Source organism: Rhizobium sp. SVR5-9E (assembly GCF_056755095.1).
Genome location: NZ_JBNDHS010000049.1, coordinates 14,072 through 38,088, shown reverse-complemented (window position 1 = coordinate 38,088; position 24,017 = coordinate 14,072). Strand labels below are relative to the sequence as shown.

The following is a 24,017-nucleotide window of genomic DNA, read 5'->3' as shown; positions in this document are numbered from 1 at the left end:
TGACCGACGTCCGATTGCTAAAATCAGACCTTTTCGACCTGACCGTATTCCAGTTCGACCGGGGTCGCGCGGCCGAAGATCGAGACTTCCACCTTCAGGCGCGAACGCTCCTCATCCACGTCCTGAACCGTGCCGTTGAACGATGCGAACGGACCGTCGGAAACGCGGACCTGCTCACCGATCTCGAAGGTAACGGAAGCCTTCGGCCGCTCGACACCTTCCTGGACCTGGCCGAGAATGCGCTCGGCCTCGGAGTCCGGAATCGGAACCGGCTTGTTGTCGGAGCCGAGGAAGCCTGTGACCTTCGGCGTGTTCTTGATCAGGTGGTAGGCTTCGTCCGTCAGGTTCGCACGAACCATGACGTAACCCGGGAAGAACTTGCGCTCGCTGTCGACCTTGCGGCCACGGCGCACTTCAACCACCTTTTCGGTCGGCACAAGGATCTTCTCGAAAAGATGCTCGAGACCCTTCTGACGAGCCTTGTTCTCGATGTCTTCTGCGACCTTCTTTTCAAAATTCGAATACGCGTGGACGATGTACCAACGTGCCGCCATCTAATATCTCCACCCGATCAGTTGCTGGTGTTGAGCACGAAGCTCAGGGCCCAGCCAATCAGCTGGTCAGCAGCAAAGAAAAACAGCGCGGCGAAAACCACCATGACCAGCACCATGATCGTCGAGATCATGGTTTCACGGCGAGACGGCCAGGTAACTTTGGACGTTTCGGCGCGAACCTGCTGCAGGAACGCAAACGGATTGGATTTGGATGCCATCGACTGCCCACGCAATTACGGCGCGTAAAGCTGAACGTCTCAGCCCCACGCACCGCGTGTCTGTTGAACCTACATAAACATCAATTCCCAATTTCACAAGAGGGAATGCGAAGTTTAGCGAAATTTGCCATATGCCCTCTCCGCCGGAACGCTGCGAGAACGTCCGCGCTTTTCCGTTCGAAGAAGATGGCAGGGGCAGAGGGGCTCGAACCCCCGACCTGCGGTTTTGGAGACCGCCGCTCTACCAGCTGAGCTATACCCCTTTACGCTTTACATTCAGCCCTTTGACCTTGCGGCCGAAGCGCTTCGTGCAAGCATGGCGCTCCTTTAAGGCGGGAGTGCGGGATTGGCAAGTGCGTTTTTCTATTTTTCCAATCCCGCGTCACCGGATGGCCCTGCGATCAGATCTTCACGTACTTGCGCCAGTCATGCTCTTCCTTGAAGCCGAGGACTTCGCGGATCTTGCGGTTCGAGAGCAAGCCCTCGTATTCCCCGATCTCGCGGGTAAAGGGCACATTCGGGAAAAAGCGCCTGGCGAGTTCCTTCGACGGCATGTTGGCCGTCACGGTGTCATTCACGGCATTGAATACCTGGAAGCCCAGTCCGTCCTTCCCGATGCACAGATGGACAATCTGCGCCAGATCGCGGGCATCGACATAGTTCCAGGCGTTGCGCCTGCGCGTCTCGGGATTGGCAACAAAGCCGCGAAATTTCTCATATTCATGCGGTTCGATGACATTACCTATGCGCAGCGCATAGATATCGGCACCGGAACGCTCGGCAAAGGCGCGTGCCGTCTTCTCGTTCAGCACCTTCGACAGGCCATAGCTGTCCATAGGATCGACGTCGTAGTCCTCTTCCAGCGGAAACTGATGAAAATCCTTCTGTCCCTCCGCGAAGCAGACGCCGTAGGTCGTCTCGCTCGACGCAAGGATGATTTTCCGCACGCCGAGTTTCACCGCAGCCTCGATGACATTGTAGGTGCCCATCGTGTTGATGCGGAAGGTCTCGTTGTCCGGCTTGATGAGAATGCGCGGGATGGCGGCAAAATGCACGACGGCGTCGAAGCCCTTGACGCCCTCTCCCGTGTCGAGATCGGGAAAATCGCGATGCATCGACAATACGTTGAAGACCTGACCGCTATCGGTGATATCGGCGATCAGGTTGGTGACACCGGGGCTGTCGAGCGGAACAAGATCGACATTGTGCACGTCATAGCCGGCGTTGATGAGCCACGGCACGACATGCCGGCCGGCCTTGCCAGAGCCGCCGGTAAAAAGAATACGCTTCTTCATGAAATCTCCTCCGCTGCATGAGTTCGGAGCAAAAATAATGTCTTTGAGGGGCAGCGCAAGGTCATGGAGGAGACCCCCGCGCAATCCCGGCGGCCCCTGCCCCAGAACGAGAGAAGCCCCGCTGTTTCCAGCGGGGCTTCTTGAATTCACGATAAGTCGAAGATTACTCGACGATGCTTGCGACGATGCCGGCGCCGACGGTGCGGCCGCCTTCGCGGATGGCGAAGCGCAGCTTTTCTTCCATGGCGATCGGAACGATCAGTTCGACGTCAACCGTGACGTTGTCGCCCGGCATGACCATTTCCGTGCCTTCCGGCAGCGTGACGATGCCGGTCACATCAGTCGTGCGGAAGTAGAACTGCGGACGGTAGTTGGTGAAGAACGGCGTATGACGGCCGCCTTCTTCCTTCGTCAGGATGTAGGCTTCGGCCTTGAACTTCTTGTGCGGCTTCACCGAACCCGGCTTGCACAGGATCTGGCCACGCTCGACGCCGTCACGGTTCACACCGCGGATCAGCGCGCCGATGTTGTCGCCGGCCTGGCCCTGGTCGAGCAGCTTGCGGAACATTTCAACGCCGGTCACCGTCGTCTTCGAGGTCGGGCGGATGCCGACGATCTCGACTTCTTCGCCAACCTTGACGATGCCACGCTCGACGCGGCCGGTGACGACCGTACCGCGGCCGGAGATCGAGAACACGTCTTCGATCGGCATCAGGAACGGCTGGTCGATCGGACGCTCAGGCGTCGGGATGTAGGCGTCGACCTGGGCCATCAGCTCGCGGATCGCGTCTTCGCCGATCTTCTTGTCGCTGTCTTCAAGAGCAGCCAGAGCCGAACCCTTGACAACCGGGATGTCGTCGCCCGGGAAGTCGTAGGACGACAGCAGTTCGCGCACTTCGAGCTCGACGAGTTCGAGAAGCTCGGCGTCGTCAACCTGGTCGACCTTGTTGAGGAACACGACGATGGCCGGAACGCCAACCTGGCGGGCGAGCAGGATGTGCTCGCGGGTCTGCGGCATCGGGCCGTCGGCGGCCGAGCAAACCAGGATCGCGCCGTCCATCTGTGCGGCACCGGTGATCATGTTCTTGACGTAGTCGGCGTGGCCGGGGCAGTCGACGTGAGCATAATGGCGGTTGGCCGTCTCGTATTCGACGTGCGCCGTCGAAATGGTGATGCCGCGGGCCTTTTCTTCCGGAGCCGCGTCGATCTGGTCGTACGCCTTGAACTCGCCGAAGTACTTGGTGATCGCTGCCGTCAGAGACGTCTTGCCGTGGTCAACGTGGCCGATCGTGCCGATGTTAACGTGCGGCTTGTTGCGCTCAAACTTACTCTTTGCCATTTGAATGCTTCCTGTGAACGAAAAGGGTGACCCCGGCGAACCGGTTTAGTGCCGCCGTTTAAGGCTTTCGGCGAAATTCCGCAAGACCTAATTGCGAAGGCCTTTCCCGGCTTACAACCGCATATGGGCGACGACCGGCACCTCGCAAGAGAGCCGGCTTCCGGAACACCGAAAATCATTGAAAAGCGAAGGGAAATTGGAGCGCGGCGGGAATCGTTTCCATATGCCGTGTCAATCGGCAAGTCTGCATTCTGCAGGACGGCCACCCGCGATGCGGCTGGCCCGCGCGCGGTTACTTCGGGATCTTGTTGTAAAACGAATCCGGATCGTAAACGCAGGCGTAGTCGAGGACGCACAGGCGTCCGTCGGCATCACGCAAACTGGTGGTGTCCCATTTGTCACCGAGGCTGCAGCGGGCCGGTGGATAGCGGAAGCTGCGGCCGCCGAAGCCGACGCGGACAAAAACCGCCTTCTGTTGCCGGATGATCTGCGCAAGCTGGTTGCAGCTATAAGCGCGAGCATTGACTTCCACGGCCTCGACGGCAAGAGCTGACGAGGGGAGCAAAAGCGCACCGGCTAGAATCATGCTTTTCATAGAGGGTCCCCCAAATGGGAGTTAGTTAAGCAGCGGCGCCCACGGCATTCAAAGCAAATTTTGGAGAGGTGTTAAAATTCGGCGCGAGAAGGACCTCCGTGGCATACACTTCGCTGATCAGGGAGCGTGAAGTCTCGGAGGTCGCGGGACAGTGCTGAAGATCGATGACGGCGGGCCTACAGCTTGCACGCGCCGTTATCGAACGGCAGCTTCGACCGCGTTAGAAGGGGTCGCATGTTGCACCAGCGCCCCGTGCCAATAAGGCGGGCGTTTTCCATTGTTGTTTTCGAGATCTGTCACGCGATATGGGCGATCCGAAGATCGCCCATATGGTCGCCGGTCCTGCTATTTGGCCAGGTGCCAAACTCCCCCTACGCCATCGCCATTCGTTTCACCGGCTTTCTTGTCGTCGGCATATGTGTAGAGCGGCTTACCCTCGTAGGCCCACATTTCCTTGCCGTCGGCGGCCTTCACAAGAGACCATTCCCCTTCTGCCTTGGCCTTGGCTCCGGCGTGGAATGCCGGCCATTTCTTCAGGCAATCCTTGTCGCAGTTCGATTTGCCTTTGGTATCCTTGTCGAAGGTGTAAAGGACCATACCCTTTTCGTCGGCCAAGGCCTTGCCCATTTTCGTGTCGACCATCTTCGCGGGATCGGCTGCGAGAGCCGATCCTGTTAGGGCCGATAACACACCTATCGCGATGAACATCGTTCTCATGGGATTTCTCCAGTTCGGGGTGCCGACGGAATGCCGGTCGTGCCCGATCTAACTGAGAGAAACGCCCTGTTAGGAAAGCAGTTCCTTGGAGGCAAGCGGAAAGGTAGCGGCGGCTCGCGCCGAAACCGCGAGTGACGCAACACCAGCGCTCTTAGGATGTCTCTACTGAAAAGCTTGGAGCGGGTAGCGGGAATCGAACCCGCGTATTCAGCTTGGAAGGCTGCTGCTCTACCATTGAGCTATACCCGCGGGGTGGTCCGATCCAAGTGACGAATGGTGGAGAGAGTTGGATTTGAACCAACGTAGGCTGAGCCAACGGATTTACAGTCCGTCCCCTTTAACCACTCGGGCATCTCTCCAGTTTTTCGTCTGGATCGTAAGACCAAGCTCGAAGATCCAGAAGCGTTGCCGCCCCTCGATCTGCGCCGCGTATATGACCGGAGCATTTCCCCATGTCAACATGAAGACAATAGAAAAAACACGAAAAATTTCATCTCCTCTTGAAAGCGGCAGCCGAAGAAAGAAACCCTATGCGCGGTGAAACGCCGCCGCTATAAAGCCGCATGAGCAAAGACCATAAATCCGGCGGCAAGCCCGCAACCGAAACGTCCGCCAAGGACACGCATTACGCCAACCTGAGGCGCGCGCATCGCGATGCCAAGCGCGAGCGCGGCGAAATCCCGACACCGCATCCGCAGAAGCGCAAACGCGGTGGCGACGACTGGAAGCCGCCGGCGCTCGCAGCCGATCAGGTCCATCTCTATGGCCTGCATACCGTACGCGCCGCGCTGGAGAATCCCGAGCGGAAAAACGTCAAGCTTAGCGTCACCCCGAATGCGCTCGCCCGCCTCGAAATCGATGCCGGGCAGCTTGGCATTCCGGTCGAGATCGTGTCGCCGCAGGACATCGACAAGGTCCTCGGTCCCGAGGCGATCCATCAGGGCGTCATGCTCGAGACCCGTCCCCTGCCCGTCCGCCGGCTCGAGGCGCTGAAGAACAGTCCGTTGCTTCTGGTGCTGGATCAGGTCACCGACCCGCACAATGTTGGCGCCATCATGCGTTCGGCCGTCGCCTTCAATGCGGGTGCCGTTATCACCACGCAGCGACATAGCCCGACCGAATCGGGCGTGCTCGCGAAATCCGCCTCCGGCGCCCTCGAACTCATTCCTTATATACAGATCACCAATCTCGCCGATGCGCTCGGTGAATTGCACAGGCTCGGCTTCTTCTCGATCGGCCTCGATTCCGAAGGACCGGCGCCCATCGAAGGCACCTTTTCAGGAGAAAAGATCGCGCTGGTCCTCGGTTCCGAAGGCAAGGGGCTGCGCCAGAAGACGCGCGAGACCGTCAACGCCCTGGCGCGGCTTGACATGCCGGGCGCCATCAAGTCGCTCAACGTCTCGAATGCCGCGGCAATTGCGATGTATGCCGCGCAACTTCACCTAAAGAAGTAACGTCCCGTCTTAAAATGAACCAATGACGAGTTTAATCGGTCAGATACGGCAAGAGAGAAGGACGATACCCGGCATGGCAATCCGGCCCCTTGTATTTGGCATTCTGTTCATCGCAATCTTCGTCGCCATCATTCTCAGCATGGCGTGGGTCGACCGCTCGCGGCCGACGCATCAGCCGGATTCGCTTGCGCCGGCTGCTCCGGGGACGACGGCGCCGGTGCAATAGCCCCGGGAACCGCAAAGCACCGCTGCGCGTTGCCTGGTATATCAACGAGGATGAGACGCATGCGAATCATGATCGCCGTTGTTGCCATAATGGTGGCCTCCGTTCTCAGCATCGCCATCCTGCAGCCTTCGGGCGCCGGTCAGCCGGGAGCCGGTGACAAGATCGAGTCGAGCATCAACACGCCGGCGGCCCGATAGCGGCATCACGCATCCATCGAAAAAGCCCCGGAGAAAACTCCGGGGCTTTTTGCTCTCACAAAGATTACATCCAATATGGCGGCAGGTACTGATAACGCCAGTAATGGCGCTCTCTCCACCGGCGCTCGGCGCGCCAGGGCCGCCAATGGCGGCGTTCATAACCCCAGCCGCGGCGCCAATGACGGCGTTCATCCCACCGTGAATGGCGCCAGTCACGGCGATGCTCGCGATGGCGCACCTGTACCACATCGCTCTTCTCGACGGAGGCAACAGGGGCATATACGGGAGCGGCAACTACGGGCTCGACGGCAGCGACGGCCGAACCGAACGAGAGCAGCGCGGCAAGGGCAAAATGGGCAATTCTCATGACTCACCTCCTAGATGATGGTGAGCAAAGCGTGCCTCCCAGGCCCTGAACTCCGCCTGAAGCGGCCCTTCAGCTTCCATTCATGACATGAAGAGGGATCGGCGCTATGATCGATCACGAAATCGCGCCGATGCCGGATTTCCCCTTTACTCCCGGGCAGAATCTGGTACTTGGCACGCATTGCCCTTGTAGCTCAGTTGGTAGAGCACCTGATTTGTAATCAGGGGGTCGCGGGTTCGAACCCTGCCGGGGGCACCAGATTTTCTTCAATAAAATCAAACCATTGAGACACGAAACGGTTTCCGTTCGAGACTTTTCATGTCTCAGCGTGTTGCAAGCTGTTCACCTTGATTTCCGGGCATTTCAACGAGACCACGGCGAATCCATGCGACATGGAATGCAACATGGTTGGAGAAGAGATCGATGACAGACGAAGCGACAAAGGCTCTTCTAAACTTCGTCCGCGCGCTGGCTCGACAGCAGGCACGGATAGACCATGCTGCCGGTGTCAGAAGCTCTGGAAGCCTATTCCCGCAACCTCTCAGAGTAACAGCAGCATTCAGCGGCGGGGCTCTTTTATTGCGGCCCTGCCTGCCCCCCAGAGAGCTGCCGACGCTCGATGCGGTCGATCCGCTCCTGAGATCAAGCAAGACATCCCTTGCACCGTAGACGTTGCCCTGCGCCTGCTTGACGTCGTCGAGCTGCCGCTGCTGATCGGTGAACCGCTGGTCATAGCTGGCGAAGACGCGATCGAGCTCCTCCCGCGGCACCTGGGCATCACGAAGTTCTTTCACGTTGGCGTCCGTCCTGGCGCGATCTTCGCTAGACCGAGCTGTCCGCGACTCGATTTCCTTTTGTGTCACCATGGATGCCGTGATGGCTGACAGCGAATCGCGGACCTCAATAGCCCTGCGTTCGGATATCGCTCTTGATATCAGTCTGGCTGTTCGACAGCGTGCCGTAGACGAAAGTCCCGGCGGCGATGATGATGACCGAGCAGACGCCGGCCGCGGACCAGATCACCGGCCATTGGGTTTTGCTGTTCGCCCGGAAATCATTGGACAGTGCTGAGGTTCGCATTGACCGTCTGAAACCCTGTGTTGATGTTCGAACGCAGGTCGATGATCTCCGTGCCTTGGTTTTCTACGCGCTCGCAGAGTCGGCCATATTGCGCGATCGGATCAAACGAATTGCCGGTTGCCATATCGGTGTTCCCTGCCATTTATGCGCCGCCCCTGCCCTTCAATGCCCTGCGAAAAGCCGGCCCCAGCGACCGGATAGTGATTTAGCGATGCATAATGAACCGCTACGACGAGACGAAAAGCCACCCTGATCGAACTGCTACAGTCGTTTGATCTGAGCCCGAGGTGTCGATCAGCTACGACTAGAAGGCAACAGAAAAAAGCGGCGCCTCCCGTTATAGAAGACGCCGCCGATTCAGCACGGTTTGTGTGCGCTTTACTTATTAATCGAGGTAAAAGGTCCGGATAATCGGGCAACCTCGCTTGTTATAAAACTCCGCACGCATGGGCCCTCTGCGAGTCATTCCGTCAACTGCGACAGAGTTTGACGAGTAGTTTACAATGCGCCCGCGGCGGATACCACGGTCACGCGCCTTGTCTATAGCAAGGTCGGGATCACAACGGCGGCTGGCTCGACGGTCATCGTAGCGATCTCTGTCGTAGATCCGCACCCCGTCTGGGCCAATGCGCAACTCTTGAGCGGCACCGATTGACGGAACGGCAGCGAACGAAGTGGCAACCGCTAAAATGATGAAAAAGACGCTGATGCAACGACGCATTGAAATCTCCTGGATTATGGCAGCTAGCAAACGCTTCTACAGCTAAACTGGTTCCGTGGGCTATCCTTCAGTTTCGGATGAGAGTTGACGTAGGCCCGAATGCGCGCTGCGGTGTCCGGCGCCACGGTCTTGATCTAGTTTGGATAATGCAGGTAAGCGCGGATGCCTTCCGCTATCAACTCCTGCCCAGCCTGTTCAGGCGCGTATCCGACGTCGGTTGGACCGATCACATGGTTGCCGGGGCGCCCGGGGGCGTGCCATCGATCTTGCGAACCCGCTCGGCGTCGTGAGGCTTTGCGGCCCCTGCGTCATAGCCGCGCTGAATGTCTTCGAGCCTGATCATTGCCCGCTCTCCTTGACGAAGTCGCACTTGGCGCTGGTGTCATAGCGCTCGGTGATGGTGGCGGGGTCCGATGGAACGGAGGGGCTTACGTTCTGGCATCGTCATCTGACTCAGAAAAAGAATGGCCGAACGACGAGTTCGAGACCAAGAATGGCAAGGAAGATCAGGAACCAGCGCCGAAAAGTTGTGGCGCTTATGCGCTCACGGATCGCTGTTCCGACCCACATGCCCAGTAACGACGGGATGATGGCAAGTGTGGACAAAGTAATATTATCAAGATGAAAAGCTCCGCCACGTGCCAGGCCTGCCGCAAGCGCGATTGTCGAGACCGTGAACGACAGCCCGAGCGCCTGGATAAGATCATCTTTGGAAAGGCCGAGGGCCTGGAGATAGGGAACGGCTGGGATCGTAAAAACGCCGGTTCCTCCGGTGATTATCCCGGTCATCAACCCTATAACAGGCGATAGTAAACGCTCAAGGCGAGCGGGAACCGACAACGGCTTCGCCCAGAGGCTATGCACTGCATAGAGAATTAAGGCGGAGCCCAATCCAACACTTGCCCATTCGGTATTGGCGCGCGTCAGAAGCCATGAACCGGCGAGTGTACCAATCACGATGCCGAGCATCATCAACCAAAGCCTTTTCATCACGACAAGGAAATTCGGCCCCGTAAACAGTTGCCAAAAATTGGTGACAAAGGATGGGATAACCAGTAGCGAAGCTGCGCTGACGGGCGACATGATCGCACCGAGAATACCCACAGCGACGGTTGGCAACCCCATCCCCGACACGCCCTTGACGATCCCGGCGAGGAGGAACGTCAACGCGATAATCAGGACGTTCGGCGAAAAGTAATCGTTCATTTTAGCTTACCCGGCCCGAAAATGTTTCATTTGATGACTTCGCTTCGCGTAGGCCGATGGCACCCGCGCAGCTCATGGTACGACGAGCCGGCGGGCGAACCAGCTCTCATCGCGGTGCTAATCTCATCAATCCCTTGCGTTACCATCGAAAATCAGGGAGTCGCACGTCGTAGAGTAAGCGAGCGAACCAACCGTCACAATTGGTAGTTTCCGATGGGAAAGTTCGGCAGAAACGAAGGAAAGGCATTGCGCTTCGATTTGACGGATATGCGGTTGTTCTGACCGTGGTGGAGCAAGGCAGTCGTGGCGCTGACACGTTCTCCCGACGCCCACAAGTCTTGCACGGCGCAAGACTTCAATGCCGGCCGGTTTCGAACACGAGCCCGGCCGGCGGAAAGGTGGCGACAGTCCATGTGGGAGGGCAGAACCACTCGTCCTCCCTCCCGGATAGAGTTCAGATCGAGCCAGCCGGCTCAACGGCGGGATAGTCCTTCTCAGGATCGAACACGTTATTGAAAAAGTTCGTCAGGGAGTACATGGCCACTAGTGAGACGATCTCCATGACGTTCGCATCCGTGTAGCCGGCATCGCGGACGGCTTTCAGATCGGCATCGCTGACCTGCCCTCGAGTCTCGATGACTTTGCGTGCGAACTGGACGGCCGCGTCCCGCTTCGGGTCGCTGGCATGGCCCTTCCGAGCGAGAATGATTTCATCGGGCGACATCTTCGCATGCTTGGCCCCAAAGCTGTGAACCGCCAGGCAGTAGTTGCAGCCATTCACTTCGGAGACGGCGAGGCTGATGCTCTCGCGCGTCTTCAGGTCGAGCGCCTTGCTCAAAGAGCCGCGCAGGGTGGCCCATGCGTTGAACGCGATTGGGCTCAGTGCGAAGGTCGCCAACATATTTGGGGTGAACCCGATGTTCTTGGTGAATGCATCGAGGGTCGGTTTCGAATCGGCCGGCACCTGTTCGGGGTTTGGGACTGCGGTTCTGGGCATGGTCGTCACCTTAAGTTTCTGGTTTCACTAATAGGGGCACTACAAGAACAGGCGGCATCGGCAGCCAGCAGGATACGTGCGGCGAAAGGTAATTGTTCATTTTGGCTGACCCGGCCTGGAAAGTGTTGCATTCGAAGATTTCGCGTGAACCGATGGCACCCACGCGCTCATGGTGTGGCGGGCCGGCGAGCGGACCAGCTGTCATCAAGGCGACAATCCCTTGTGTTGCCATCGAAAATCAGGGAATATGGCGCCGCATGTAGTAGAGTAAGCGAGCGAGCCAAACGTCACAATTGGTAGTTTCCGATGGGAAAGTTCGGCAAAAGCGAAGGAAAGGCATTGCGCTTCGATTTGACGGATATGCGGTTGTTCCTGACCGTGGTGGAGCAAGGCAGCCTCACCAAGGGCGCCGAGATCATGAATCTAGCTCTCGCATCCGTGAGCGAGCGCATTTCCGGAATGGAATTTTCGCTTGGCGCGCGACTACTGGAACGAAACAGGCGGGGGGTCACTACGACTGCGGCCGGTGATGCCCTGATCCGCCATGCCCGTTTGATCCTGGACCAGGTGGAGCAGATGCGTGGAGAACTGCGCACCTACGGCGCTGGCCTGAAAGGGCGCATCAGGCTCTTGTCCAACACGGCTGGGTTGGTTTCGTTTCTGCCGCATCAACTCGGCCGGTTCTTGATAGCCTATCCCGATCTTTCTATCGACCTCCATGAACGTCCAAGCACTGAGATTGCACTGGCCATCGCGGAAGGTCGTGCTGATTTGGGAGTTGTGGCTGACACCACCGACCTGGCAGCGTTGCAAACTCGTTTTATCGCGCAAGACCAACTCGTCGTTGTGGCGAGCGAAACGCATCGCATCAGCGATCAACGATCGATAGCCTTTGCGGAAATCGTGGGTGAGCCGTTCGTCGGCTTGTCCGATGCGGCGCTGGAAGCTCATTTGGGAGAACGCGCAGCCCGCCTAGGTCGTCAGATTCACTATCGCATTCAACTCAGGCGGATCGAGAACATCGCGATGATGGTTGAATCAGGTGTAGGGATCGCCATTTTATCGGAGGCGTCAGCTAAAGACTTGGCGCACCTCGGCTTGGCTATTGTGCCGCTGCGAGACCCCTGGGCGCTTAGGCAGCTTTATCTTTGCGCGCGTGATTTCTCTGCGCTCCCGCCGCACGCCGGCTTGCTCGCGCAACAGCTTATGGAGCCAAAGGTCGCTATCCCCTAATTGTCAACGATTTGTGCTTTTTCCGGCTGAACCTTTCGGCGTCCGATCTCCTCTTGCATCGGCGAGGCCGATAACGCGCTGCTGGAGCCGGCTGTTGACTTGATCGAACCGGTCGCTTGGCACCGCGCAATTCCGTGTTTGACCGCGAGCAGTCCCTGGCACATTTCCTACAGAATAGCGCATATTTGCCTCCGTGAGAGTTGGCGATTACCCCGCCCTCGAGAGCTTCTTGGGAAAGCGGTCTGACCTTGCATTGCGCAAGGTCAATGAGGCGTTTCGGCAGCGTTGTAGGCTTGATTCACCGCCGCGTGGAAAAGGAACAGAGCAATGACAATGAGCCTTAGAGATATGACCCAGGCTGAATGCTTCTCGGTTCTCGAAGAATCCCGTTTTGGCCATTTGGCCTGCAGCAAGGATGGGCGGCCTTATGTCGTGCCAATCTATTTCGCCTACCAGAATGGCATAGCCTATGCCTTCTCCATGCCAGGACGAAAGATTGACTGGATGCGGGAAAACGACAAGGTCTGCCTGCAGGTCCAGCGATGGCAAGCCGGTAAGAGCTGGGCAAGCGTTGTCGTTGACGGCCGATACCAGGAGTTTCCGGACACTGAAGTCTGGCGCGGCGAGCGGCTCCATGCATGGTCTTTGCTTCAAAAGCACTCGGACTGGTGGGAAGTCGGCGCCCTTAAGCCGCATGAGCTCCCAGTCGCGGCGAAATCGCCGCATGTCTTCTATGGGATTTCGGTGCGAGAGATCACCGGCAGAACTGCGGCAGCCGTTGAATAGGACGTAGTCGAGACTTTGAGCTTACGGCACGATGACGGCCGCTCCGTTGAGCCTGCCTGCCCGCAGGTCCTCGAGCGCGTCGTTCGCCCGCTCGAGCGGATAGGTGCTCGTGACCGTCTGCACCTTCGCTGCCTTCGCGATCTCGAAGAATTCCTGCGCATCGCTCCGGGTGAGATTGGCGACCGAGACAAGACGCCGCTCGCCCCACAGGAGACGATAGGGCATGGCGGGTATGTCGCTCATATGGATGCCTCCGCAAACGACGGTGCCGCCCTTGCGGACTGCGGCGAGCGCCCGCGGAACGAGTTCGCCTGCGGGGGCGAAAAGGATGGCCGCGTCGAGCGGAACGGGAGGCATTTCGGTGGACGATCCGGCCCAGACAGCGCCGAGATCCATGGCGAAGCGTCTTCCCGTTTCGTCGTCCGGCCGAGTGAAGGCATAGACCTCCTGCCCCCGCCAGCGACAGACCTGCACGAGGATGTGGGCTGCAGCCCCAAAGCCGTAGAGACCGATGGCCTTCCCGTCTCCGGCCATCTTGAGACTGCGCCATCCGATCAGACCGGCGCAAAGCAGCGGGGCCGTGGCGACGGGAGCCGATCCTTCCGGCAGCACGAAGGCATAGCGCGCGTCGGCAACCACATGCGTCGCAAAACCGCCGTCCAGCGTGTAGCCGGTAAATCCGGGTGCGTCGCACAGATTTTCCCGTCCGCTGCGGCAATACGGACAGCACCCGCAGGTGTGCCCCAACCACGGAACGCCGACTTTTCGTCCACGCAGGTCTTGGGGCGCGCCCACACCCACCGCCTCGACGGTTCCCACGATCTCGTGGCCCAGAATCAAGGGAAGCTTTGGGTTCGGGAGGTCGCCGTCGAATACGTGCAGGTCTGTCCGGCAGACGCCGCAGGCCTCGACCCTGATGACGAGTTGCCCGGCTGCGGGACGGGGATCCGGCAGCTCCACCGGGCGCAGGGGCGTTCGAATTCTATCAAGCACCATCGCCTTCATGTCAGCCTCCATCTGCAGGCGGCCGCCCGCCGGAACGTCTGCAGCCCGCGCTCATCGCCGTCGGCTCTAACGAACTCATTTTATCACGATACCGCTGCACCGCCCGAGGAGTTCGCCAGCCGAACTGGCACACAAGGGAGTTTGAAAGTTGCGCGCCCGACCTATCTGAACTCGTGAACAATTCAGCCGCCTGATGTGAGGTTCAAATGATCGAGAAAGTTGGTCTTACCTTCAATGCAGGATCATCCAGTCTCAAGATTGGCATCTTCGACATCGGCAGCGGAAATGCCAAGCAGGCCGGCCGAGGCACCGTGCTTCTGGGCGAACGGTCGCGGCTGCGGTACTCGATCGGGGACGAAAGGAAAGAGGTCGAGCTGCCCGGAGTCGATCGCCTTGACGAACGCCTGGTGTCGGAGATTTTCGATCGTCTCCTTCGGGCCGGCTCTGCCATCGGGTTTGTCGGTCATCGGGTCGTACATGGCGGATCGACTTTCCGCGGCCCTGCAGTTGTGGACGACGCCTCCCTCTCGCAAATCGAAGACCTGGTTCCATTGGCGCCCCTGCATCAACCGAAGGCGTTGGAAGTCATTCATGCGGTCCGAGCGCTGCATCCATCCGTTATTCAAACCGCATCCTTCGATACGGCGTTCCATTCCTCACAGGGCAGCCTTTCGGCGCGCTTGGCGATACCGCGGGCAATGCATGATGCAGGAATACGGCGTTACGGGTTTCACGGTCTTTCCTACAAGTTCGTGTCTGGGCAGCTCAAGAAAATCGCGCCTGATATCGGCGGCAGACTGATCTGCGCACATCTCGGCAGCGGGGCCAGTCTTTGCGGCATGATCGACGGCGTCAGCATGGATACCAGCATGGGGTTTTCCGCTCTCGACGGGGTTCCGATGGCGACGAGGCCGGGATCGATTGACGCCGGCGCATTGGTCCACCTGCTCCGGACGCAACTCCACGACGCCGATCGCTTGGAGGACTTTCTGTATCACCAATGCGGTCTTCTCGGTGTCTCGGGCATTAGCGGCGACACGAGAGTGCTCGCGGAAGACTCTCATCCAGAGGCCAAAGAGGCGCTTGCTCTTTTCTGCTTCCGGATCGCCGGCGAGATCGGCCGCCTCGCGGTTTCGATAGGCGGCATCGATGCGCTGGTCTTCACGGCCGGCATTGGAGAGAACCAGCCGGAAATCCGCAAGGGCGTCGAGCGCCATCTCGGCTGGATGGGGCTTTCGCTAAGCGAGGCTGCCAACAAGGTGAATGCGACGGTCGTCAGTTCGCGCGGCAGCAAGATATCGGCGTTCGTCATTCCAACGGACGAGGAGCAGGTGATCGCCGACGAGGCACTCGCCGTCATCCGGCAACACAGGCTTTGAGGAGCGGCCATTGCTAGCGGTACTACGCTTGCCGATTCAGAACCAAGGCCTGCATCCCTCTTTCAGCTCAAATGGAAATGCGCCTCGACCGCTGCGGCGATGAATGCCCGGCGAACCTCGCTGGGGTCGCGGCCACGCTGCAAGGCGGCGTCGCACACCTGCTCGGCCCGATGGTATTGGCTGCCATGATAGGCAGGCCAGAACCGGCTCAGCATGAGCTTGGCCTGTCTCGCTGACGTAACCGTCCGCATCATGCCGGTCTCCGGATCCTCAAGGGTGATCGGAGCTTCCCAATTTACCCGCTTCATGGCGCTGTACCTCCCGCAGCGTGAACGGTTTATCCTAGCGTCCGTTCCCGACCGCCGTTTCATTTCCTGCGGCCTTGGTAAACAGAACGTTTTGCCTGCCCACGCGCCATCCTTGGTGCCGGTCATTGCCGGCCTTTCCCTGCATGCCGCCACGCCCTCCGCCCCACTCAGACCAGGGTCTTATGCGCCGCCAGCCAATGGTCTGATGACCGGAACTCCTGCGATGAACGGTCGTTTGTCGCCTATGCGGTTGCGAGAACAGCCGCGGAAATGGAGAAGAAAATGTTCAAGAAAATCCTCGTCTCTGGCGCTGCGATGGCGCTCATGTCGGGCGCCGCCTTTGCGGGCTCCTCGACGGTCAACGGCGCGGTTGGCGGTGCGGCCACCGGCGCGATCGTCGGCGGTCCGGTGGGCGCCGCAGTCGGTGGCGCAGCGGGTGCGGTCGTCGGCACGTTGCTCGATCCGCCGCCGCAGAAGGTCGTGACCTATGTCCGCGAAGCGCCTCCTCCGTCGGATACCGTCGTCATCAAGGAGAAGGTCGTTGTCGGCCAGCCGCTTTCGCAGACGGTTGTGGTAACCCCCGTACCCGACGACCCGACATATGCCTACGCAGTCGTGAACGACCAGCGTGTCATTGTGGAGCCCTCCTCACGGAAGGTCATCCAGATCGTCAACTGACGACGATCGATGGATGGATGCGGCAAGCCGCGTCCGTCCGTCCCAGCACGGCCCTCAATCAAAATCAATACTCAAGGACGCCATGCCGCGCCCGCCGGCAGACCGCGTCCTAGCCAGGAGCCTCAGCAATGAAACGCAAGATTTTACCTGTTCTGATCGCCTCGCTTGCCCTCAGCGCCTCGCCGCTCGGCCTGCTTTCAGCATCCGCCCAGGATGCCGCCCCGATCCTGCCCAAGGGAAGCGCGACACAAGGCGAGCAACGGCAATCCGGCACGTCGCAACAGCCGTCAGGCGGAGAGTCGCAAGGCAGCGGTTCCAATCAGCAAGCGCCGTCCGGTGGCACGGAAGGTGGTGCAACGCAGCCCGATAGTGGAAAAACGGATAAGTCCGGCTCGTCCTCGCAGAAGGGAACCGATCAGCCTTTCACTCAACAGCAAGGCACGACCAACACTCAGCAGCAGGACACGACGAAGCCCGATGACGGATCGTCTTCACAGAGCAAGTCCTCGTCCGGCAGCGAGAGTGGCAAGAGCTCGACCGAGAGCGGCAAGAGCTCGACGAAGAGCTCCGGTGATACTTCCTCTACTGAAGGAAATACCAAGTCCGGCGCATCGGGATCGACCGATACCCAAACGACGGGAAGCACCTCGACTGAGACCAACACCTCCAATGTCAACATCTCTGTCGAACAGAAGACCGAAATCCGCCAGGTTGTGAAGGAGGTCAACGTCGAGCCGGTTCGCGATGTCGATTTCACGGTGTCAGTTGGCACGGTGATCCCGAAGAAGGTTCACCTTGAGCCAGTGCCGACACGGATCGTCAAGCTCGTCCCGCAATATGAGGGCTATCGCTTCTTCATTCTGGCCGACGGCCGGATCGTGATCGTCGAGCCCTCGAGCTTTAAGATCGTCTACGTCATCGCCTGAGTTGTACGGTATCCCCCGGCGGCAGGTCCGCCGGGGCTTCAGGGAGAAGCGCCATGATATACGGCAACGAAAAGAACAGCGGCACCGCCTTCCCGCTCACCGTCATCGCAACAGCGATCGCGGGTATCATCGTGGGGCTGGTCGTGCTCGGCGATCCGGCGCACAGAGAGACGACCCATGTGTATGTGCAGCAAGCTGCGCTGGCACCGTAAGTGGTACAGTGCGCGTTGGGCGGGCGCATAGCTCAATCTAGTGACTTGACACTCATGGTAGCTATGCGTTGTCTGCCCATGCAACCGAGAGAGGATGGGAGCATGCCCCCGTTCGTACTGACATTCGATCTCGTCAAGAAGGAGAGTTCACCCGCTTATCGGCCGCTCATTCGTGATCTCATGAGTCGTGGCGCCCACAAATACCAGTTGTCATGTTGGCTGGTAAACCTGGCCAACACAGCGGCGGAAGTTCACGACCATTACTGTCGATTTCTCGACGAGACGGACAAGCTGATGGTATCCGAGTTGACGAGCAACCATAAGCAGAAGCGAAGCCTCAGAGGCACGGACGACTGGATCGAAGAAAATCCTCCATTCCGGTAACCAGCATTCAACTTTCGCCCGTCTTGCCTTTGGCGAGCCGCTGCGCGAACCTCTCATGCCGGGCGTTTTTCAGGGATGGCATGGTTTAACCTTGGGAGGATTGAATGAACTGGACCAATGACACCTGCCCCATATCCATTGAACCAGCCCAAGAGGACGTATCGGGGATAGAAGACGTTGTCGAATTCATCTGTCCCACCTGCGGCCGATTTCGGATCACGGGAACCGCCTTAGCGATGATCCTCCACAGAGACCAAGACGCCAGAGAGTTCGCCCTTGCCCAAGCGAAGATGAAGGCAATGGAAGACGAAATCCCGACAATCGACAGCTCTATGCTTTAGCTTCATGCCGTAAATGAAGGGCAGCTAACCCCGGAGCGCCGGTCCGGGTTCTTCACTCGGTCGCCGGCGCGGCCCTCCATTTCAGACAGTCGACCTTGGGTCAGTTGGCGGCGAAGCAATAGAACAGGCCTTCACCGCCGGTGCCCTTGAAGGCTTCAACCGTGCAGCCGCCGCGCGTCGGATGCGACGCATTCCAGGACTTCGCCTCGGCTGAATCGTTCAAACCCGTGCGGTCACTATGGCCGACGATCGCAACGCCTTCCGCACCGCCCATCGTCCAGTTGCCGCAGGTTTCCGCCGCGGCAGTTCCATCAGGTTTCGAGCCTGTCAGAATGTCGTGGCGATTGGGCGTGTCGCCCCTGCCGTTGACGACTTCCCCCTTCTCGTTAAGGGCTGTCTGTTTGGTCAGGTTGTTCTTGTCGCTATGGAGGGATGCGATGTCGTCAGCGACCTTTTCGCCCTTGGCGTTGTACCACGGGCCGCTGCCGATGCGATCCTTGGCATTTTCCGCATCCGTAGACAGGTAAGCCTTCCACGTCTTGCCCGTCGACCCGGCAGCTTTCGCCAGAGTGTCGCAATATGAGTCCGCTCCCTGTAGGCCGCCGAGATCCCCTCCCTTCCCGGGATTAACGCTCGTGACAAAGAAGCTCATGCTGGTGTCTTGCGCATAGACCGCCCCGGACCACGCCAAAGCGACTGCGACAACGGCAAACCGGCGTTTCATTGGTCTCACTCCCAGTTGAAAAGACATCACGAAGCCTACCGAGAGCTTTTGGCGGAGTAAAATCGAAATCCCGTGATGGAAACCGCCAGGCGCTTGAGATGACGGGCTAATCCAATTTTCAAAGTTTCCTTGCGGTCTCGTTTGCTCTACATCTATCGGAGGTTATCAATAGATGGAGCGGAACGTGACACGCTCGACAATTACTTTGGCGTCGGCGGCAATATTCCTTTCGTTCTTCGCGCCGGCAGATGCCGCCATCAAGGTCGTGAAGCAAAAGCCGACCGCCGCATCACTAGCGCCCGGCGAGACGGTTCTCTATGACGACAAGAGGTGCCCTGCTGGCATGATCGCGAAATACGCCAAGCCCAAAAATCGGAATGAAGTCAGACGGGGCCAATGCGTGCACCAATAAGTCCGCTTGATATTACGAGATCCTAGAGGTTCGAGACCACTCGAATTGGTTCTCTGCGGACTTGCGCCGTTGATCGCTCCACCGACCCTGAAAGGGCGCGGACTCTTCGCCCGCGAGCGCGTCGTTACGTTGTCGCCGGGGACAAGTCGGCGTATTCTGTTCCGTTGAGAATTGTTCATTGATGGATATCGGGCGGAATTGGGAAATGCGCCAAAGCTCGACGGTCGCCCGTCTTCTGAAAAGGTCCCCCATGAAGCCCGCTGTCATTGCATCGGCGGCAGTGATTGCCCTCTCGTCCTGCTCCAGCGGTTCAGCCGAAATCCAGCCAATTCCAGGCAGCATCACCTATGGCGGCCACGTGGCACGCCTCACCAAATCGCCTGTCGGTAGCGCCATGCCGCATGAGTTTGACGACGAGTTCGGAAACTTCGTGCAGGAAGTCTATATCGTCCAGCCGGATCGAACCCTGAAGCTGGTGAGGCGTAAAGTGGGCCAGAAGCCGGACCGGTAAATTTGCGAATTGCAGTTTTTTCACGGCGACAGGATGAGCGTAGAAAGCCCGCCTCCAACACGGCCAGGCTTTGACGCCTGGCGCCTCGTTAGAGCCGTTAGTTAGCGAAACTGGGAACGTCCTGTCTCTCGGCCAGCATACCGAACCTCTTGACGAAGCGTCGAAAATTCGCGCTCACGGGAAATCTTCCGGCAACCGCTTCACGGCACGCCTTGAGCAGCGTGTCGTATGACAGACCTCGCCGCTCTTCCGGCCAATTCTTGAGGTAGTCGAGCACCTCTTCGAGGCTCGTCACTTCGTCGATGAAATGCTTGCGCTGAACGTAAATGACGCTGTCGAATTGACCGGTGAGTGCCATCTTCCCCTCCCCTGAAATAGGCCTGTACCTTCAAAATTAAGGGGCAAACACAACACCGGCAATCACCCGAACGGGTTATATTGATAGGAAAGAACCGAGGGTTCGCTACCGCACCATCTCTTCAGAAAATTCGCCATTTATGGTATCAGGCGGGACGTCGTCATCCATCGCGGTCGGGGAGCCGCGCGTCTTCTAAATAGGACATCCATGAAGCCCTCCATCATTGCATTCGCGGCAGTGATCGCGCTCTCGTCCTGCTCCAGCGGTTCCGTCGAAATCGAGCCGATACCAGGCAGCATCACCTATGGTGGCCACGTGGCGCGCCTCGCCAAATCGCCTGCCGGCAGCGTTCTGCCGCATGAGTTTACGGATAATCTCGGGCGATGGGTCCGGGAAACCTATATCGTCCAGCCGGATGGGACGTTGAAGCTGGTGAGACGGCAAATCGGTGAAAAGCCCGAGGCTATGGGTGGATCAGGCATGGGCGGCCGCCCTTGATCCCGGCGTGAAGAGCGGCGCCGCGGCGCTGAGCCACCGGTCAGCAAGAGAACATCAGACCAAAGTCCGGTCCGTTCAGGACCTTGTGCCGATACCAACCGTCGGCCCCTGCATTAGTTTCGGTTTCTGCTGAGTAAATGTTGCGGAGTTTTTGCTGTGACGAAGATCTTCGTCTTGTCGATGTCGCTTGTGCTGGTTGTCTTTTGGGGTTCTGTCGGAGCTTTCGTGTATTCGCTGCTTACGTGAACAGAGGTGGGACGCGCCATTCAAAACGCGATCTACGCCTTGCAATCCAGTGGCTTTGACCGCTCGAATAACCGTCTACATATAGTGGGTAGCGGAACCTTCATCCGTGCTCTATAGTTTTCCCTAGGCAATGGAGGTTGTCCTAAGGAGGAGATCATGAGCGACACCGCGATTGGTTTTATGGTGGCTGCAGAATTGTCCGCCTTGTTCTGGGCCGCAGTGTTCATGATTGGTTTCTAGATGTCGTGATCAGCCAACCGCCGCCCAGTCACTCCCTGGTGACTTTCAGATTCATTTTGCTTGCGACAAAAAACCCCGCGCAACGGCAGGGCGTACGGAAGGTCCGGATCGATCGGCGGCAATGCGCCGACCTAGAGGAGATCACTGGTTACGGGTGGTCGCGCAGGCATCCCATCGTGCACCTAAGCCGCTACCAACATTTCTCCGTCCTGAAGATCGGACGTCTTTGCCCTCGCAGCCCTCCCCCTCAGTGCAGCTAGTTCCTCCGCGAGCAGTTCCTCCGCGATCTTCTGGACGGCTGTCCTCAGCCGATCCTCGATGTTCAAACTATCCAACATGTAGGTGGTTATTGCATCCTTCATCAGTTCTTCGATGGCGGGATCGTTGTGCTCTAGCGTGTCGTTCATCGGTGCTGCCTTCAGGTTTCAGTTGCGGGCACTTGCCCTCCAGTTGGCACCTTTGAAGCTAGTCCCAAGAGCCATCTCAATCCATCATGCTTCAGGACGCCTTTCTGAGTTTTCGGGATGCCCACGCCTTCCTTTGGTTTAGTCCGATCCACCGCCAGTATTGCCGGAGCAAACGGTAGCTCTGCCGGCATCACAACTCGCCGAGCCGCGCGGTGTATTCAGGCGTGCAGCCTCACTGCTCCCGAACCGTTCATTCCTTGACAACATGCGGTATGCACCTGAAGGTAGTCGCCCACGGTGACCCGACAGCATTTATGGATTGAACGCGAATGTCCAAGGATTCCAAACTCGAACATTCAGAGCTGGCGGGTGAATTCTCCGAAGACGGGATAACCGTCCTCGTCGATATCTTCCGCACTGCAGGCTCCAATGAAGACTGGACGATGGAAGTCGTCACGCAAGGCGAGGACTTGATCCGCTGGGACGAGCCGTTTGCGACCGACCGCGAAGCCTTCGACGAATTTCTGGCGACAGTCGCACGCGACGGCATACGGTCGTTTCTGGACGATACCGACCCCTCCGTTCATTGACGCGTAATCCCTTCCGTTGCTTGCTTTAGCGTGTTCTCATTCACGCCAAAATGTAAAAATATGGTACAGTCGTAGCGCGGGAGTAAGTGATGCGACGGTACAATCTGCGGCATGAGGCCGACGACCGTTGGCTTGTCGTTGACGGACTGACGATGGAGCCGGCGGAATTGGATGGCGTGCCCATCAGCGGCATGCAGTGGGCGGAAGCCTGTGACATGGTGGACCTCATGAACAACCTTGATAACATCGAACGGGCCTCGGATCGTTACGCCGGTTCGCTCCGGCGGCTGGCCTGAGGGCAGCCTCACGACTGCAAAACTGATCGGCGGTCCGACCCCAACCATGCATTGGACGGAACAAATCCGCCTCCGTCGGGTTCGAGTCGTCAAAGAAGATCGAACCATGGTTGCCGAGCATTTTTCGGCCTTTGCCATTGTTGGCTGCACCTTGCTTCTTGTTTGCGCGATTGCCTACGGGATGCTGACGAACCCCAAACTCTCGCGCGATGAACGGGAAAATGCAGGATTGCGATTGTGAGTGTCTACAACTCCAGCCAGTCCGAAGCACCCGGGCGCCGCCATACGCAATTGACCAGTCACAATAAGGGAGAGCGTTATGCAAAGTCAGGACCGCAGATTCGATTCCGGCACGGATGATGCACGCTGCTCGGATACGGCAGCCGCTGCAACGCGTCGCGAGGAAGCCCGATTGCAGGGCGCACGCGGAGTGGCCTCGAGCATGGGCCACCCGGCAGATGCCGCGGATCCGTCCGGAGACATCAGCCCCGATGGGACGACAAACCCGGCCGCCGTAAAGGAAGTGCCGCGCCTCCACGGCGACGCCTACCTGGTGGAGACCGACCTCGAAGACCAGGATGAGCGCGAGGCAGCGCCGGGCACGAGGGAACAGCAGTAGCAGCGCCATTCCCGCCGCTACACCGAATGGTATCGTCGAGGCGTACCGCAACTGGCGCGAAATGCCTTGTCGCACAAGCCCTTTATCCTTTAGCTAAGGAAGGATCATAAAGGGCATTGCATGGGACGCTCATTTCAGACGCTTTGTTTCCTCGCCTCGCCGGCCACGGAGGCGCTTGCCGCACGGGAAGAACTGATTCGCCTCTACGGTGATGTACCCGCCGAGGAGGCCGACGTCATCGTCGCCCTCGGGGGCGATGGATTCATGCTGCAGACGCTGCATCACACGATGAATTCCGGAAAGCTCGTCTACGGCATGAACCGTGGCTCCGTCGGCTTCCTGATGAACGACTATCACACGAAGAAACTGCCTGACCGCATTTGTGCGGCCGTCGAAAATGCCTTCCATCCCCTCCAGATGACGACGGCCAATGCCGACGGCAGCAACTCCACGGCGCTTGCCATCAACGAGGTGTCGCTGTTCCGCCAGTCCTATCAGGCCGCCAAGCTGCGCGTCGAAGTCGACGGACATGTGCGGCTCGAGGAATTGATCTGCGACGGGCTGATGGTGGCAACGCCCGCGGGCTCCACGGCCTATAATCTTTCTGCCCACGGGCCGATCCTGCCGCTCGAAGCGCCCCTGCTCGCCATGACCCCGGTCAGCGCCTTCCGGCCGCGGCGCTGGCGCGGTGCGTTGCTGCCGAACAAGGTTACGGTCGACATCCATATTCTCGAAGCCGCAAAGCGGCCCGTGAATGCGGTGGCCGACAATACGGAGGTCAAGTCCGTGCTGCATATCCGCATCGCACAGTCGGAGCACATGACTGCGCGAATCCTGTCTGATCCCGACCGCTCGTGGTCGGATCGCATCCTTGCCGAACAATTCGCGGACTGAAGCA

Annotated in this window: 36 protein-coding genes and 4 tRNA genes; 20 read left to right on the top strand and 20 right to left on the bottom strand. The window is 58.7% G+C overall.

All coding sequences use genetic code 11. The features are described from left to right. Positions 1 to 23: 23 nt before the first annotated feature. From nusG to ACPYOJ_RS20960, 9 genes are all read right to left on the bottom strand, one after another. A complete protein-coding gene (nusG, locus tag ACPYOJ_RS21000; RefSeq protein WP_168829307.1) occupies positions 24 to 554 on the bottom strand; it encodes a transcription termination/antitermination protein NusG in 531 nt (176 codons plus the stop codon). A gap of 17 nt (positions 555 to 571) precedes the next feature. After that, positions 572 to 772 (bottom strand): preprotein translocase subunit SecE, encoded by a 201-nt coding sequence (secE, locus tag ACPYOJ_RS20995; RefSeq protein WP_168829306.1) that lies wholly within the window; start codon positions 770 to 772, stop codon positions 572 to 574. 187 nt (positions 773 to 959) lie between these two features. After that, positions 960 to 1,035, bottom strand: a tRNA-Trp gene (locus ACPYOJ_RS20990). Between the two features lie 138 nt (positions 1,036 to 1,173). Beyond that, positions 1,174 to 2,067 (bottom strand): NAD-dependent epimerase/dehydratase family protein, encoded by an 894-nt coding sequence (locus ACPYOJ_RS20985; RefSeq protein WP_481417966.1) that lies wholly within the window; start codon positions 2,065 to 2,067, stop codon positions 1,174 to 1,176. A 163-nt stretch (positions 2,068 to 2,230) separates the two neighbouring features. Continuing rightward, positions 2,231 to 3,406: an elongation factor Tu gene (gene tuf / locus ACPYOJ_RS20980; RefSeq protein WP_039844630.1), complete on the bottom strand. Its 1,176-nt coding sequence runs from the start codon at positions 3,404 to 3,406 to the stop codon at positions 2,231 to 2,233. A 292-nt stretch (positions 3,407 to 3,698) separates the two neighbouring features. Continuing rightward, a complete protein-coding gene (locus ACPYOJ_RS20975) occupies positions 3,699 to 4,001 on the bottom strand; it encodes a hypothetical protein (RefSeq protein WP_168829304.1) in 303 nt (100 codons plus the stop codon). A 345-nt stretch (positions 4,002 to 4,346) separates the two neighbouring features. After that, the gene (locus tag ACPYOJ_RS20970; protein ID WP_168829303.1) at positions 4,347 to 4,718 is read right to left on the bottom strand and encodes a COG4315 family predicted lipoprotein; all 372 of its coding nucleotides are present in this window, start codon (positions 4,716 to 4,718) and stop codon (positions 4,347 to 4,349) included. Between the two features lie 175 nt (positions 4,719 to 4,893). Further along, positions 4,894 to 4,967: transfer RNA gene (locus ACPYOJ_RS20965), tRNA-Gly, on the bottom strand. A 25-nt stretch (positions 4,968 to 4,992) separates the two neighbouring features. Next, positions 4,993 to 5,077, bottom strand: a tRNA-Tyr gene (locus tag ACPYOJ_RS20960). 204 nt (positions 5,078 to 5,281) lie between these two features. On the opposite strand from ACPYOJ_RS20960, the gene rlmB reads away from it, so the two are divergent. From rlmB to ACPYOJ_RS20945, 3 genes are all read left to right on the top strand, one after another. Then, entirely contained in the window at positions 5,282 to 6,172 is an 891-nt protein-coding gene (rlmB, locus tag ACPYOJ_RS20955) for a 23S rRNA (guanosine(2251)-2'-O)-methyltransferase RlmB (protein ID WP_168829302.1), read from the top strand. A 73-nt stretch (positions 6,173 to 6,245) separates the two neighbouring features. Next, positions 6,246 to 6,398 carry a hypothetical protein gene (locus ACPYOJ_RS20950; protein ID WP_168829301.1) on the top strand — a complete coding sequence of 51 codons (153 nt, stop codon included), beginning with the start codon at positions 6,246 to 6,248 and terminating at the stop codon, positions 6,396 to 6,398. A gap of 59 nt (positions 6,399 to 6,457) precedes the next feature. Then, positions 6,458 to 6,595, top strand: a complete 138-nt coding sequence (locus ACPYOJ_RS20945) for a hypothetical protein (protein WP_168829300.1) — start codon at positions 6,458 to 6,460, stop codon at positions 6,593 to 6,595. 64 nt (positions 6,596 to 6,659) lie between these two features. Here the strand turns inward: ACPYOJ_RS20945 and ACPYOJ_RS20940 are convergent, their stop codons facing one another. Then, positions 6,660 to 6,962: a hypothetical protein gene (locus ACPYOJ_RS20940; protein WP_481417965.1), complete on the bottom strand. Its 303-nt coding sequence runs from the start codon at positions 6,960 to 6,962 to the stop codon at positions 6,660 to 6,662. A 182-nt stretch (positions 6,963 to 7,144) separates the two neighbouring features. Here ACPYOJ_RS20940 and ACPYOJ_RS20935 point away from each other — a divergent pair. Continuing rightward, positions 7,145 to 7,220 (top strand) — tRNA-Thr (locus tag ACPYOJ_RS20935). Between the two features lie 65 nt (positions 7,221 to 7,285). On the opposite strand, the gene ACPYOJ_RS20930 is transcribed toward ACPYOJ_RS20935, so the two are convergent. The 5 genes from ACPYOJ_RS20930 to ACPYOJ_RS20910 all read right to left on the bottom strand — a co-directional run bounded on the left by ACPYOJ_RS20930 (position 7,286) and on the right by ACPYOJ_RS20910 (position 10,966). Next, complete coding sequence (locus ACPYOJ_RS20930) at positions 7,286 to 7,756, bottom strand: hypothetical protein (protein WP_481417964.1); 471 nt, start codon at positions 7,754 to 7,756, stop codon at positions 7,286 to 7,288. A gap of 106 nt (positions 7,757 to 7,862) precedes the next feature. Then, positions 7,863 to 8,042, bottom strand: a complete 180-nt coding sequence (locus tag ACPYOJ_RS20925; RefSeq protein ID WP_481417963.1) for a hypothetical protein — start codon at positions 8,040 to 8,042, stop codon at positions 7,863 to 7,865. Continuing rightward, on the bottom strand, positions 8,017 to 8,184 hold the full coding sequence (locus ACPYOJ_RS20920; protein ID WP_481417962.1) for a hypothetical protein: 168 nt from the start codon (positions 8,182 to 8,184) through the stop codon (positions 8,017 to 8,019). Before ACPYOJ_RS20920 ends, ACPYOJ_RS20925 begins: the two co-directional genes overlap by 26 nt. 1,032 nt (positions 8,185 to 9,216) lie before the next feature. Then, positions 9,217 to 9,969, bottom strand: coding sequence for a sulfite exporter TauE/SafE family protein (locus tag ACPYOJ_RS20915; RefSeq protein WP_481417961.1), 753 nt, complete (start codon positions 9,967 to 9,969; stop codon positions 9,217 to 9,219). A 454-nt stretch (positions 9,970 to 10,423) separates the two neighbouring features. Continuing rightward, positions 10,424 to 10,966: a carboxymuconolactone decarboxylase family protein gene (locus ACPYOJ_RS20910; RefSeq protein WP_481417960.1), complete on the bottom strand. Its 543-nt coding sequence runs from the start codon at positions 10,964 to 10,966 to the stop codon at positions 10,424 to 10,426. 306 nt (positions 10,967 to 11,272) lie between these two features. Here ACPYOJ_RS20910 and ACPYOJ_RS20905 point away from each other — a divergent pair, with 306 nt between their 5' ends. Further along, the gene (locus ACPYOJ_RS20905) at positions 11,273 to 12,199 is read left to right on the top strand and encodes a LysR substrate-binding domain-containing protein (RefSeq protein WP_481417959.1); all 927 of its coding nucleotides are present in this window, start codon (positions 11,273 to 11,275) and stop codon (positions 12,197 to 12,199) included. Between the two features lie 327 nt (positions 12,200 to 12,526). Next, positions 12,527 to 12,985: a pyridoxamine 5'-phosphate oxidase family protein gene (locus tag ACPYOJ_RS20900; RefSeq protein ID WP_481417958.1), complete on the top strand. Its 459-nt coding sequence runs from the start codon at positions 12,527 to 12,529 to the stop codon at positions 12,983 to 12,985. Positions 12,986 to 13,006: 21 nt separating this feature from the next. Here ACPYOJ_RS20900 and ACPYOJ_RS20895 read toward each other — a convergent pair whose 3' ends face one another. Then, positions 13,007 to 13,990: a zinc-dependent alcohol dehydrogenase family protein gene (locus ACPYOJ_RS20895; protein WP_481417957.1), complete on the bottom strand. Its 984-nt coding sequence runs from the start codon at positions 13,988 to 13,990 to the stop codon at positions 13,007 to 13,009. 206 nt (positions 13,991 to 14,196) lie between these two features. On the opposite strand from ACPYOJ_RS20895, the gene ACPYOJ_RS20890 reads away from it, so the two are divergent. Continuing rightward, positions 14,197 to 15,369, top strand: a complete 1,173-nt coding sequence (locus ACPYOJ_RS20890) for an acetate/propionate family kinase (RefSeq protein ID WP_481417956.1) — start codon at positions 14,197 to 14,199, stop codon at positions 15,367 to 15,369. Positions 15,370 to 15,431: 62 nt separating this feature from the next. On the opposite strand, the gene ACPYOJ_RS20885 is transcribed toward ACPYOJ_RS20890, so the two are convergent. Then, complete coding sequence (locus ACPYOJ_RS20885; RefSeq protein ID WP_481417955.1) at positions 15,432 to 15,677, bottom strand: DUF982 domain-containing protein; 246 nt, start codon at positions 15,675 to 15,677, stop codon at positions 15,432 to 15,434. A 282-nt stretch (positions 15,678 to 15,959) separates the two neighbouring features. On the opposite strand from ACPYOJ_RS20885, the gene ACPYOJ_RS20880 reads away from it, so the two are divergent. The 5 genes from ACPYOJ_RS20880 to ACPYOJ_RS20860 all read left to right on the top strand — a co-directional run bounded on the left by ACPYOJ_RS20880 (position 15,960) and on the right by ACPYOJ_RS20860 (position 18,218). Beyond that, positions 15,960 to 16,355, top strand: a complete 396-nt coding sequence (locus ACPYOJ_RS20880) for a DUF1236 domain-containing protein (RefSeq protein ID WP_481417954.1) — start codon at positions 15,960 to 15,962, stop codon at positions 16,353 to 16,355. Positions 16,356 to 16,483: 128 nt separating this feature from the next. Further along, positions 16,484 to 17,281: a DUF1236 domain-containing protein gene (locus tag ACPYOJ_RS20875; protein ID WP_481417953.1), complete on the top strand. Its 798-nt coding sequence runs from the start codon at positions 16,484 to 16,486 to the stop codon at positions 17,279 to 17,281. A 53-nt stretch (positions 17,282 to 17,334) separates the two neighbouring features. Beyond that, complete coding sequence (locus tag ACPYOJ_RS20870) at positions 17,335 to 17,493, top strand: hypothetical protein (RefSeq protein WP_481417952.1); 159 nt, start codon at positions 17,335 to 17,337, stop codon at positions 17,491 to 17,493. A gap of 102 nt (positions 17,494 to 17,595) precedes the next feature. Next, on the top strand, positions 17,596 to 17,877 hold the full coding sequence (locus ACPYOJ_RS20865; protein ID WP_481417951.1) for a hypothetical protein: 282 nt from the start codon (positions 17,596 to 17,598) through the stop codon (positions 17,875 to 17,877). 104 nt (positions 17,878 to 17,981) lie between these two features. After that, complete coding sequence (locus ACPYOJ_RS20860) at positions 17,982 to 18,218, top strand: hypothetical protein (RefSeq protein WP_481417950.1); 237 nt, start codon at positions 17,982 to 17,984, stop codon at positions 18,216 to 18,218. Positions 18,219 to 18,318: 100 nt separating this feature from the next. Here the strand turns inward: ACPYOJ_RS20860 and ACPYOJ_RS20855 are convergent, their stop codons facing one another. After that, positions 18,319 to 18,942 (bottom strand): hypothetical protein, encoded by a 624-nt coding sequence (locus ACPYOJ_RS20855; protein WP_481417949.1) that lies wholly within the window; start codon positions 18,940 to 18,942, stop codon positions 18,319 to 18,321. 172 nt (positions 18,943 to 19,114) lie between these two features. Here ACPYOJ_RS20855 and ACPYOJ_RS20850 point away from each other — a divergent pair, with 172 nt between their 5' ends. Continuing rightward, positions 19,115 to 19,354: a DUF6719 family protein gene (locus ACPYOJ_RS20850; protein WP_481417948.1), complete on the top strand. Its 240-nt coding sequence runs from the start codon at positions 19,115 to 19,117 to the stop codon at positions 19,352 to 19,354. 250 nt (positions 19,355 to 19,604) lie between these two features. Next, positions 19,605 to 19,865, top strand: a complete 261-nt coding sequence (locus ACPYOJ_RS20845; RefSeq protein ID WP_481417947.1) for a hypothetical protein — start codon at positions 19,605 to 19,607, stop codon at positions 19,863 to 19,865. 97 nt (positions 19,866 to 19,962) lie between these two features. Here ACPYOJ_RS20845 and ACPYOJ_RS20840 read toward each other — a convergent pair whose 3' ends face one another. After that, entirely contained in the window at positions 19,963 to 20,223 is a 261-nt protein-coding gene (locus tag ACPYOJ_RS20840; protein ID WP_481417946.1) for a DUF982 domain-containing protein, read from the bottom strand. 207 nt (positions 20,224 to 20,430) lie between these two features. On the opposite strand from ACPYOJ_RS20840, the gene ACPYOJ_RS20835 reads away from it, so the two are divergent. Beyond that, positions 20,431 to 20,721 carry a hypothetical protein gene (locus tag ACPYOJ_RS20835; RefSeq protein ID WP_481417945.1) on the top strand — a complete coding sequence of 97 codons (291 nt, stop codon included), beginning with the start codon at positions 20,431 to 20,433 and terminating at the stop codon, positions 20,719 to 20,721. A 668-nt stretch (positions 20,722 to 21,389) separates the two neighbouring features. On the opposite strand, the gene ACPYOJ_RS20830 is transcribed toward ACPYOJ_RS20835, so the two are convergent. Next, a complete protein-coding gene (locus ACPYOJ_RS20830; RefSeq protein WP_481417944.1) occupies positions 21,390 to 21,614 on the bottom strand; it encodes a hypothetical protein in 225 nt (74 codons plus the stop codon). 329 nt (positions 21,615 to 21,943) lie between these two features. Here ACPYOJ_RS20830 and ACPYOJ_RS20825 point away from each other — a divergent pair, with 329 nt between their 5' ends. The 5 genes from ACPYOJ_RS20825 (at position 21,944) to ACPYOJ_RS20805 (ending at position 24,013) form a co-directional block, all read left to right on the top strand. Then, positions 21,944 to 22,204, top strand: a complete 261-nt coding sequence (locus tag ACPYOJ_RS20825) for a hypothetical protein (protein ID WP_481417943.1) — start codon at positions 21,944 to 21,946, stop codon at positions 22,202 to 22,204. Between the two features lie 89 nt (positions 22,205 to 22,293). Beyond that, positions 22,294 to 22,500 (top strand): hypothetical protein, encoded by a 207-nt coding sequence (locus ACPYOJ_RS20820; RefSeq protein WP_168829267.1) that lies wholly within the window; start codon positions 22,294 to 22,296, stop codon positions 22,498 to 22,500. Between the two features lie 106 nt (positions 22,501 to 22,606). Further along, complete coding sequence (locus ACPYOJ_RS20815) at positions 22,607 to 22,741, top strand: hypothetical protein (protein ID WP_481417942.1); 135 nt, start codon at positions 22,607 to 22,609, stop codon at positions 22,739 to 22,741. 78 nt (positions 22,742 to 22,819) lie between these two features. After that, positions 22,820 to 23,119, top strand: a complete 300-nt coding sequence (locus tag ACPYOJ_RS20810; RefSeq protein WP_481417941.1) for a hypothetical protein — start codon at positions 22,820 to 22,822, stop codon at positions 23,117 to 23,119. 120 nt (positions 23,120 to 23,239) lie between these two features. Further along, entirely contained in the window at positions 23,240 to 24,013 is a 774-nt protein-coding gene (locus ACPYOJ_RS20805) for an NAD kinase (protein ID WP_481417940.1), read from the top strand. Positions 24,014 to 24,017: the final 4 nt, after the last annotated feature.

Coding starts and splice junctions, on each gene's coding strand:
- ACPYOJ_RS20855 (WP_481417949.1), bottom strand. CDS start 18,942: ATGAAACGCCGGTTTGCCGTTGTCGCAGTCGCTTTGGCGTGGTCCGGG.
- ACPYOJ_RS20820 (WP_168829267.1), top strand. CDS start 22,294: ATGCGACGGTACAATCTGCGGCATGAGGCCGACGACCGTTGGCTTGTC.
- ACPYOJ_RS20840 (WP_481417946.1), bottom strand. CDS start 20,223: ATGGCACTCACCGGTCAATTCGACAGCGTCATTTACGTTCAGCGCAAG.
- ACPYOJ_RS20920 (WP_481417962.1), bottom strand. CDS start 8,184: ATGGCAGGGAACACCGATATGGCAACCGGCAATTCGTTTGATCCGATC.
- ACPYOJ_RS20950 (WP_168829301.1), top strand. CDS start 6,246: ATGGCAATCCGGCCCCTTGTATTTGGCATTCTGTTCATCGCAATCTTC.
- ACPYOJ_RS20875 (WP_481417953.1), top strand. CDS start 16,484: ATGAAACGCAAGATTTTACCTGTTCTGATCGCCTCGCTTGCCCTCAGC.
- ACPYOJ_RS20915 (WP_481417961.1), bottom strand. CDS start 9,969: ATGAACGATTACTTTTCGCCGAACGTCCTGATTATCGCGTTGACGTTC.
- nusG (WP_168829307.1), bottom strand. CDS start 554: ATGGCGGCACGTTGGTACATCGTCCACGCGTATTCGAATTTTGAAAAG.
- ACPYOJ_RS20815 (WP_481417942.1), top strand. CDS start 22,607: ATGGTTGCCGAGCATTTTTCGGCCTTTGCCATTGTTGGCTGCACCTTG.
- ACPYOJ_RS20945 (WP_168829300.1), top strand. CDS start 6,458: ATGCGAATCATGATCGCCGTTGTTGCCATAATGGTGGCCTCCGTTCTC.
- ACPYOJ_RS20940 (WP_481417965.1), bottom strand. CDS start 6,962: ATGAGAATTGCCCATTTTGCCCTTGCCGCGCTGCTCTCGTTCGGTTCG.
- ACPYOJ_RS20890 (WP_481417956.1), top strand. CDS start 14,197: ATGATCGAGAAAGTTGGTCTTACCTTCAATGCAGGATCATCCAGTCTC.
- ACPYOJ_RS20865 (WP_481417951.1), top strand. CDS start 17,596: ATGCCCCCGTTCGTACTGACATTCGATCTCGTCAAGAAGGAGAGTTCA.
- ACPYOJ_RS20860 (WP_481417950.1), top strand. CDS start 17,982: ATGAACTGGACCAATGACACCTGCCCCATATCCATTGAACCAGCCCAA.
- ACPYOJ_RS20805 (WP_481417940.1), top strand. CDS start 23,240: ATGGGACGCTCATTTCAGACGCTTTGTTTCCTCGCCTCGCCGGCCACG.
- ACPYOJ_RS20845 (WP_481417947.1), top strand. CDS start 19,605: ATGAAGCCCGCTGTCATTGCATCGGCGGCAGTGATTGCCCTCTCGTCC.
- ACPYOJ_RS20850 (WP_481417948.1), top strand. CDS start 19,115: ATGGAGCGGAACGTGACACGCTCGACAATTACTTTGGCGTCGGCGGCA.
- ACPYOJ_RS20985 (WP_481417966.1), bottom strand. CDS start 2,067: ATGAAGAAGCGTATTCTTTTTACCGGCGGCTCTGGCAAGGCCGGCCGG.
- tuf (WP_039844630.1), bottom strand. CDS start 3,406: ATGGCAAAGAGTAAGTTTGAGCGCAACAAGCCGCACGTTAACATCGGC.
- ACPYOJ_RS20885 (WP_481417955.1), bottom strand. CDS start 15,677: ATGAAGCGGGTAAATTGGGAAGCTCCGATCACCCTTGAGGATCCGGAG.
- ACPYOJ_RS20975 (WP_168829304.1), bottom strand. CDS start 4,001: ATGAAAAGCATGATTCTAGCCGGTGCGCTTTTGCTCCCCTCGTCAGCT.
- ACPYOJ_RS20825 (WP_481417943.1), top strand. CDS start 21,944: ATGTCCAAGGATTCCAAACTCGAACATTCAGAGCTGGCGGGTGAATTC.
- ACPYOJ_RS20835 (WP_481417945.1), top strand. CDS start 20,431: ATGAAGCCCTCCATCATTGCATTCGCGGCAGTGATCGCGCTCTCGTCC.
- ACPYOJ_RS20910 (WP_481417960.1), bottom strand. CDS start 10,966: ATGCCCAGAACCGCAGTCCCAAACCCCGAACAGGTGCCGGCCGATTCG.
- ACPYOJ_RS20830 (WP_481417944.1), bottom strand. CDS start 21,614: ATGAACGACACGCTAGAGCACAACGATCCCGCCATCGAAGAACTGATG.
- secE (WP_168829306.1), bottom strand. CDS start 772: ATGGCATCCAAATCCAATCCGTTTGCGTTCCTGCAGCAGGTTCGCGCC.
- ACPYOJ_RS20870 (WP_481417952.1), top strand. CDS start 17,335: ATGATATACGGCAACGAAAAGAACAGCGGCACCGCCTTCCCGCTCACC.
- ACPYOJ_RS20905 (WP_481417959.1), top strand. CDS start 11,273: ATGGGAAAGTTCGGCAAAAGCGAAGGAAAGGCATTGCGCTTCGATTTG.
- ACPYOJ_RS20880 (WP_481417954.1), top strand. CDS start 15,960: ATGTTCAAGAAAATCCTCGTCTCTGGCGCTGCGATGGCGCTCATGTCG.
- rlmB (WP_168829302.1), top strand. CDS start 5,282: ATGAGCAAAGACCATAAATCCGGCGGCAAGCCCGCAACCGAAACGTCC.
- ACPYOJ_RS20900 (WP_481417958.1), top strand. CDS start 12,527: ATGACAATGAGCCTTAGAGATATGACCCAGGCTGAATGCTTCTCGGTT.
- ACPYOJ_RS20810 (WP_481417941.1), top strand. CDS start 22,820: ATGCAAAGTCAGGACCGCAGATTCGATTCCGGCACGGATGATGCACGC.
- ACPYOJ_RS20925 (WP_481417963.1), bottom strand. CDS start 8,042: ATGCGAACCTCAGCACTGTCCAATGATTTCCGGGCGAACAGCAAAACC.
- ACPYOJ_RS20895 (WP_481417957.1), bottom strand. CDS start 13,990: ATGAAGGCGATGGTGCTTGATAGAATTCGAACGCCCCTGCGCCCGGTG.
- ACPYOJ_RS20970 (WP_168829303.1), bottom strand. CDS start 4,718: ATGAGAACGATGTTCATCGCGATAGGTGTGTTATCGGCCCTAACAGGA.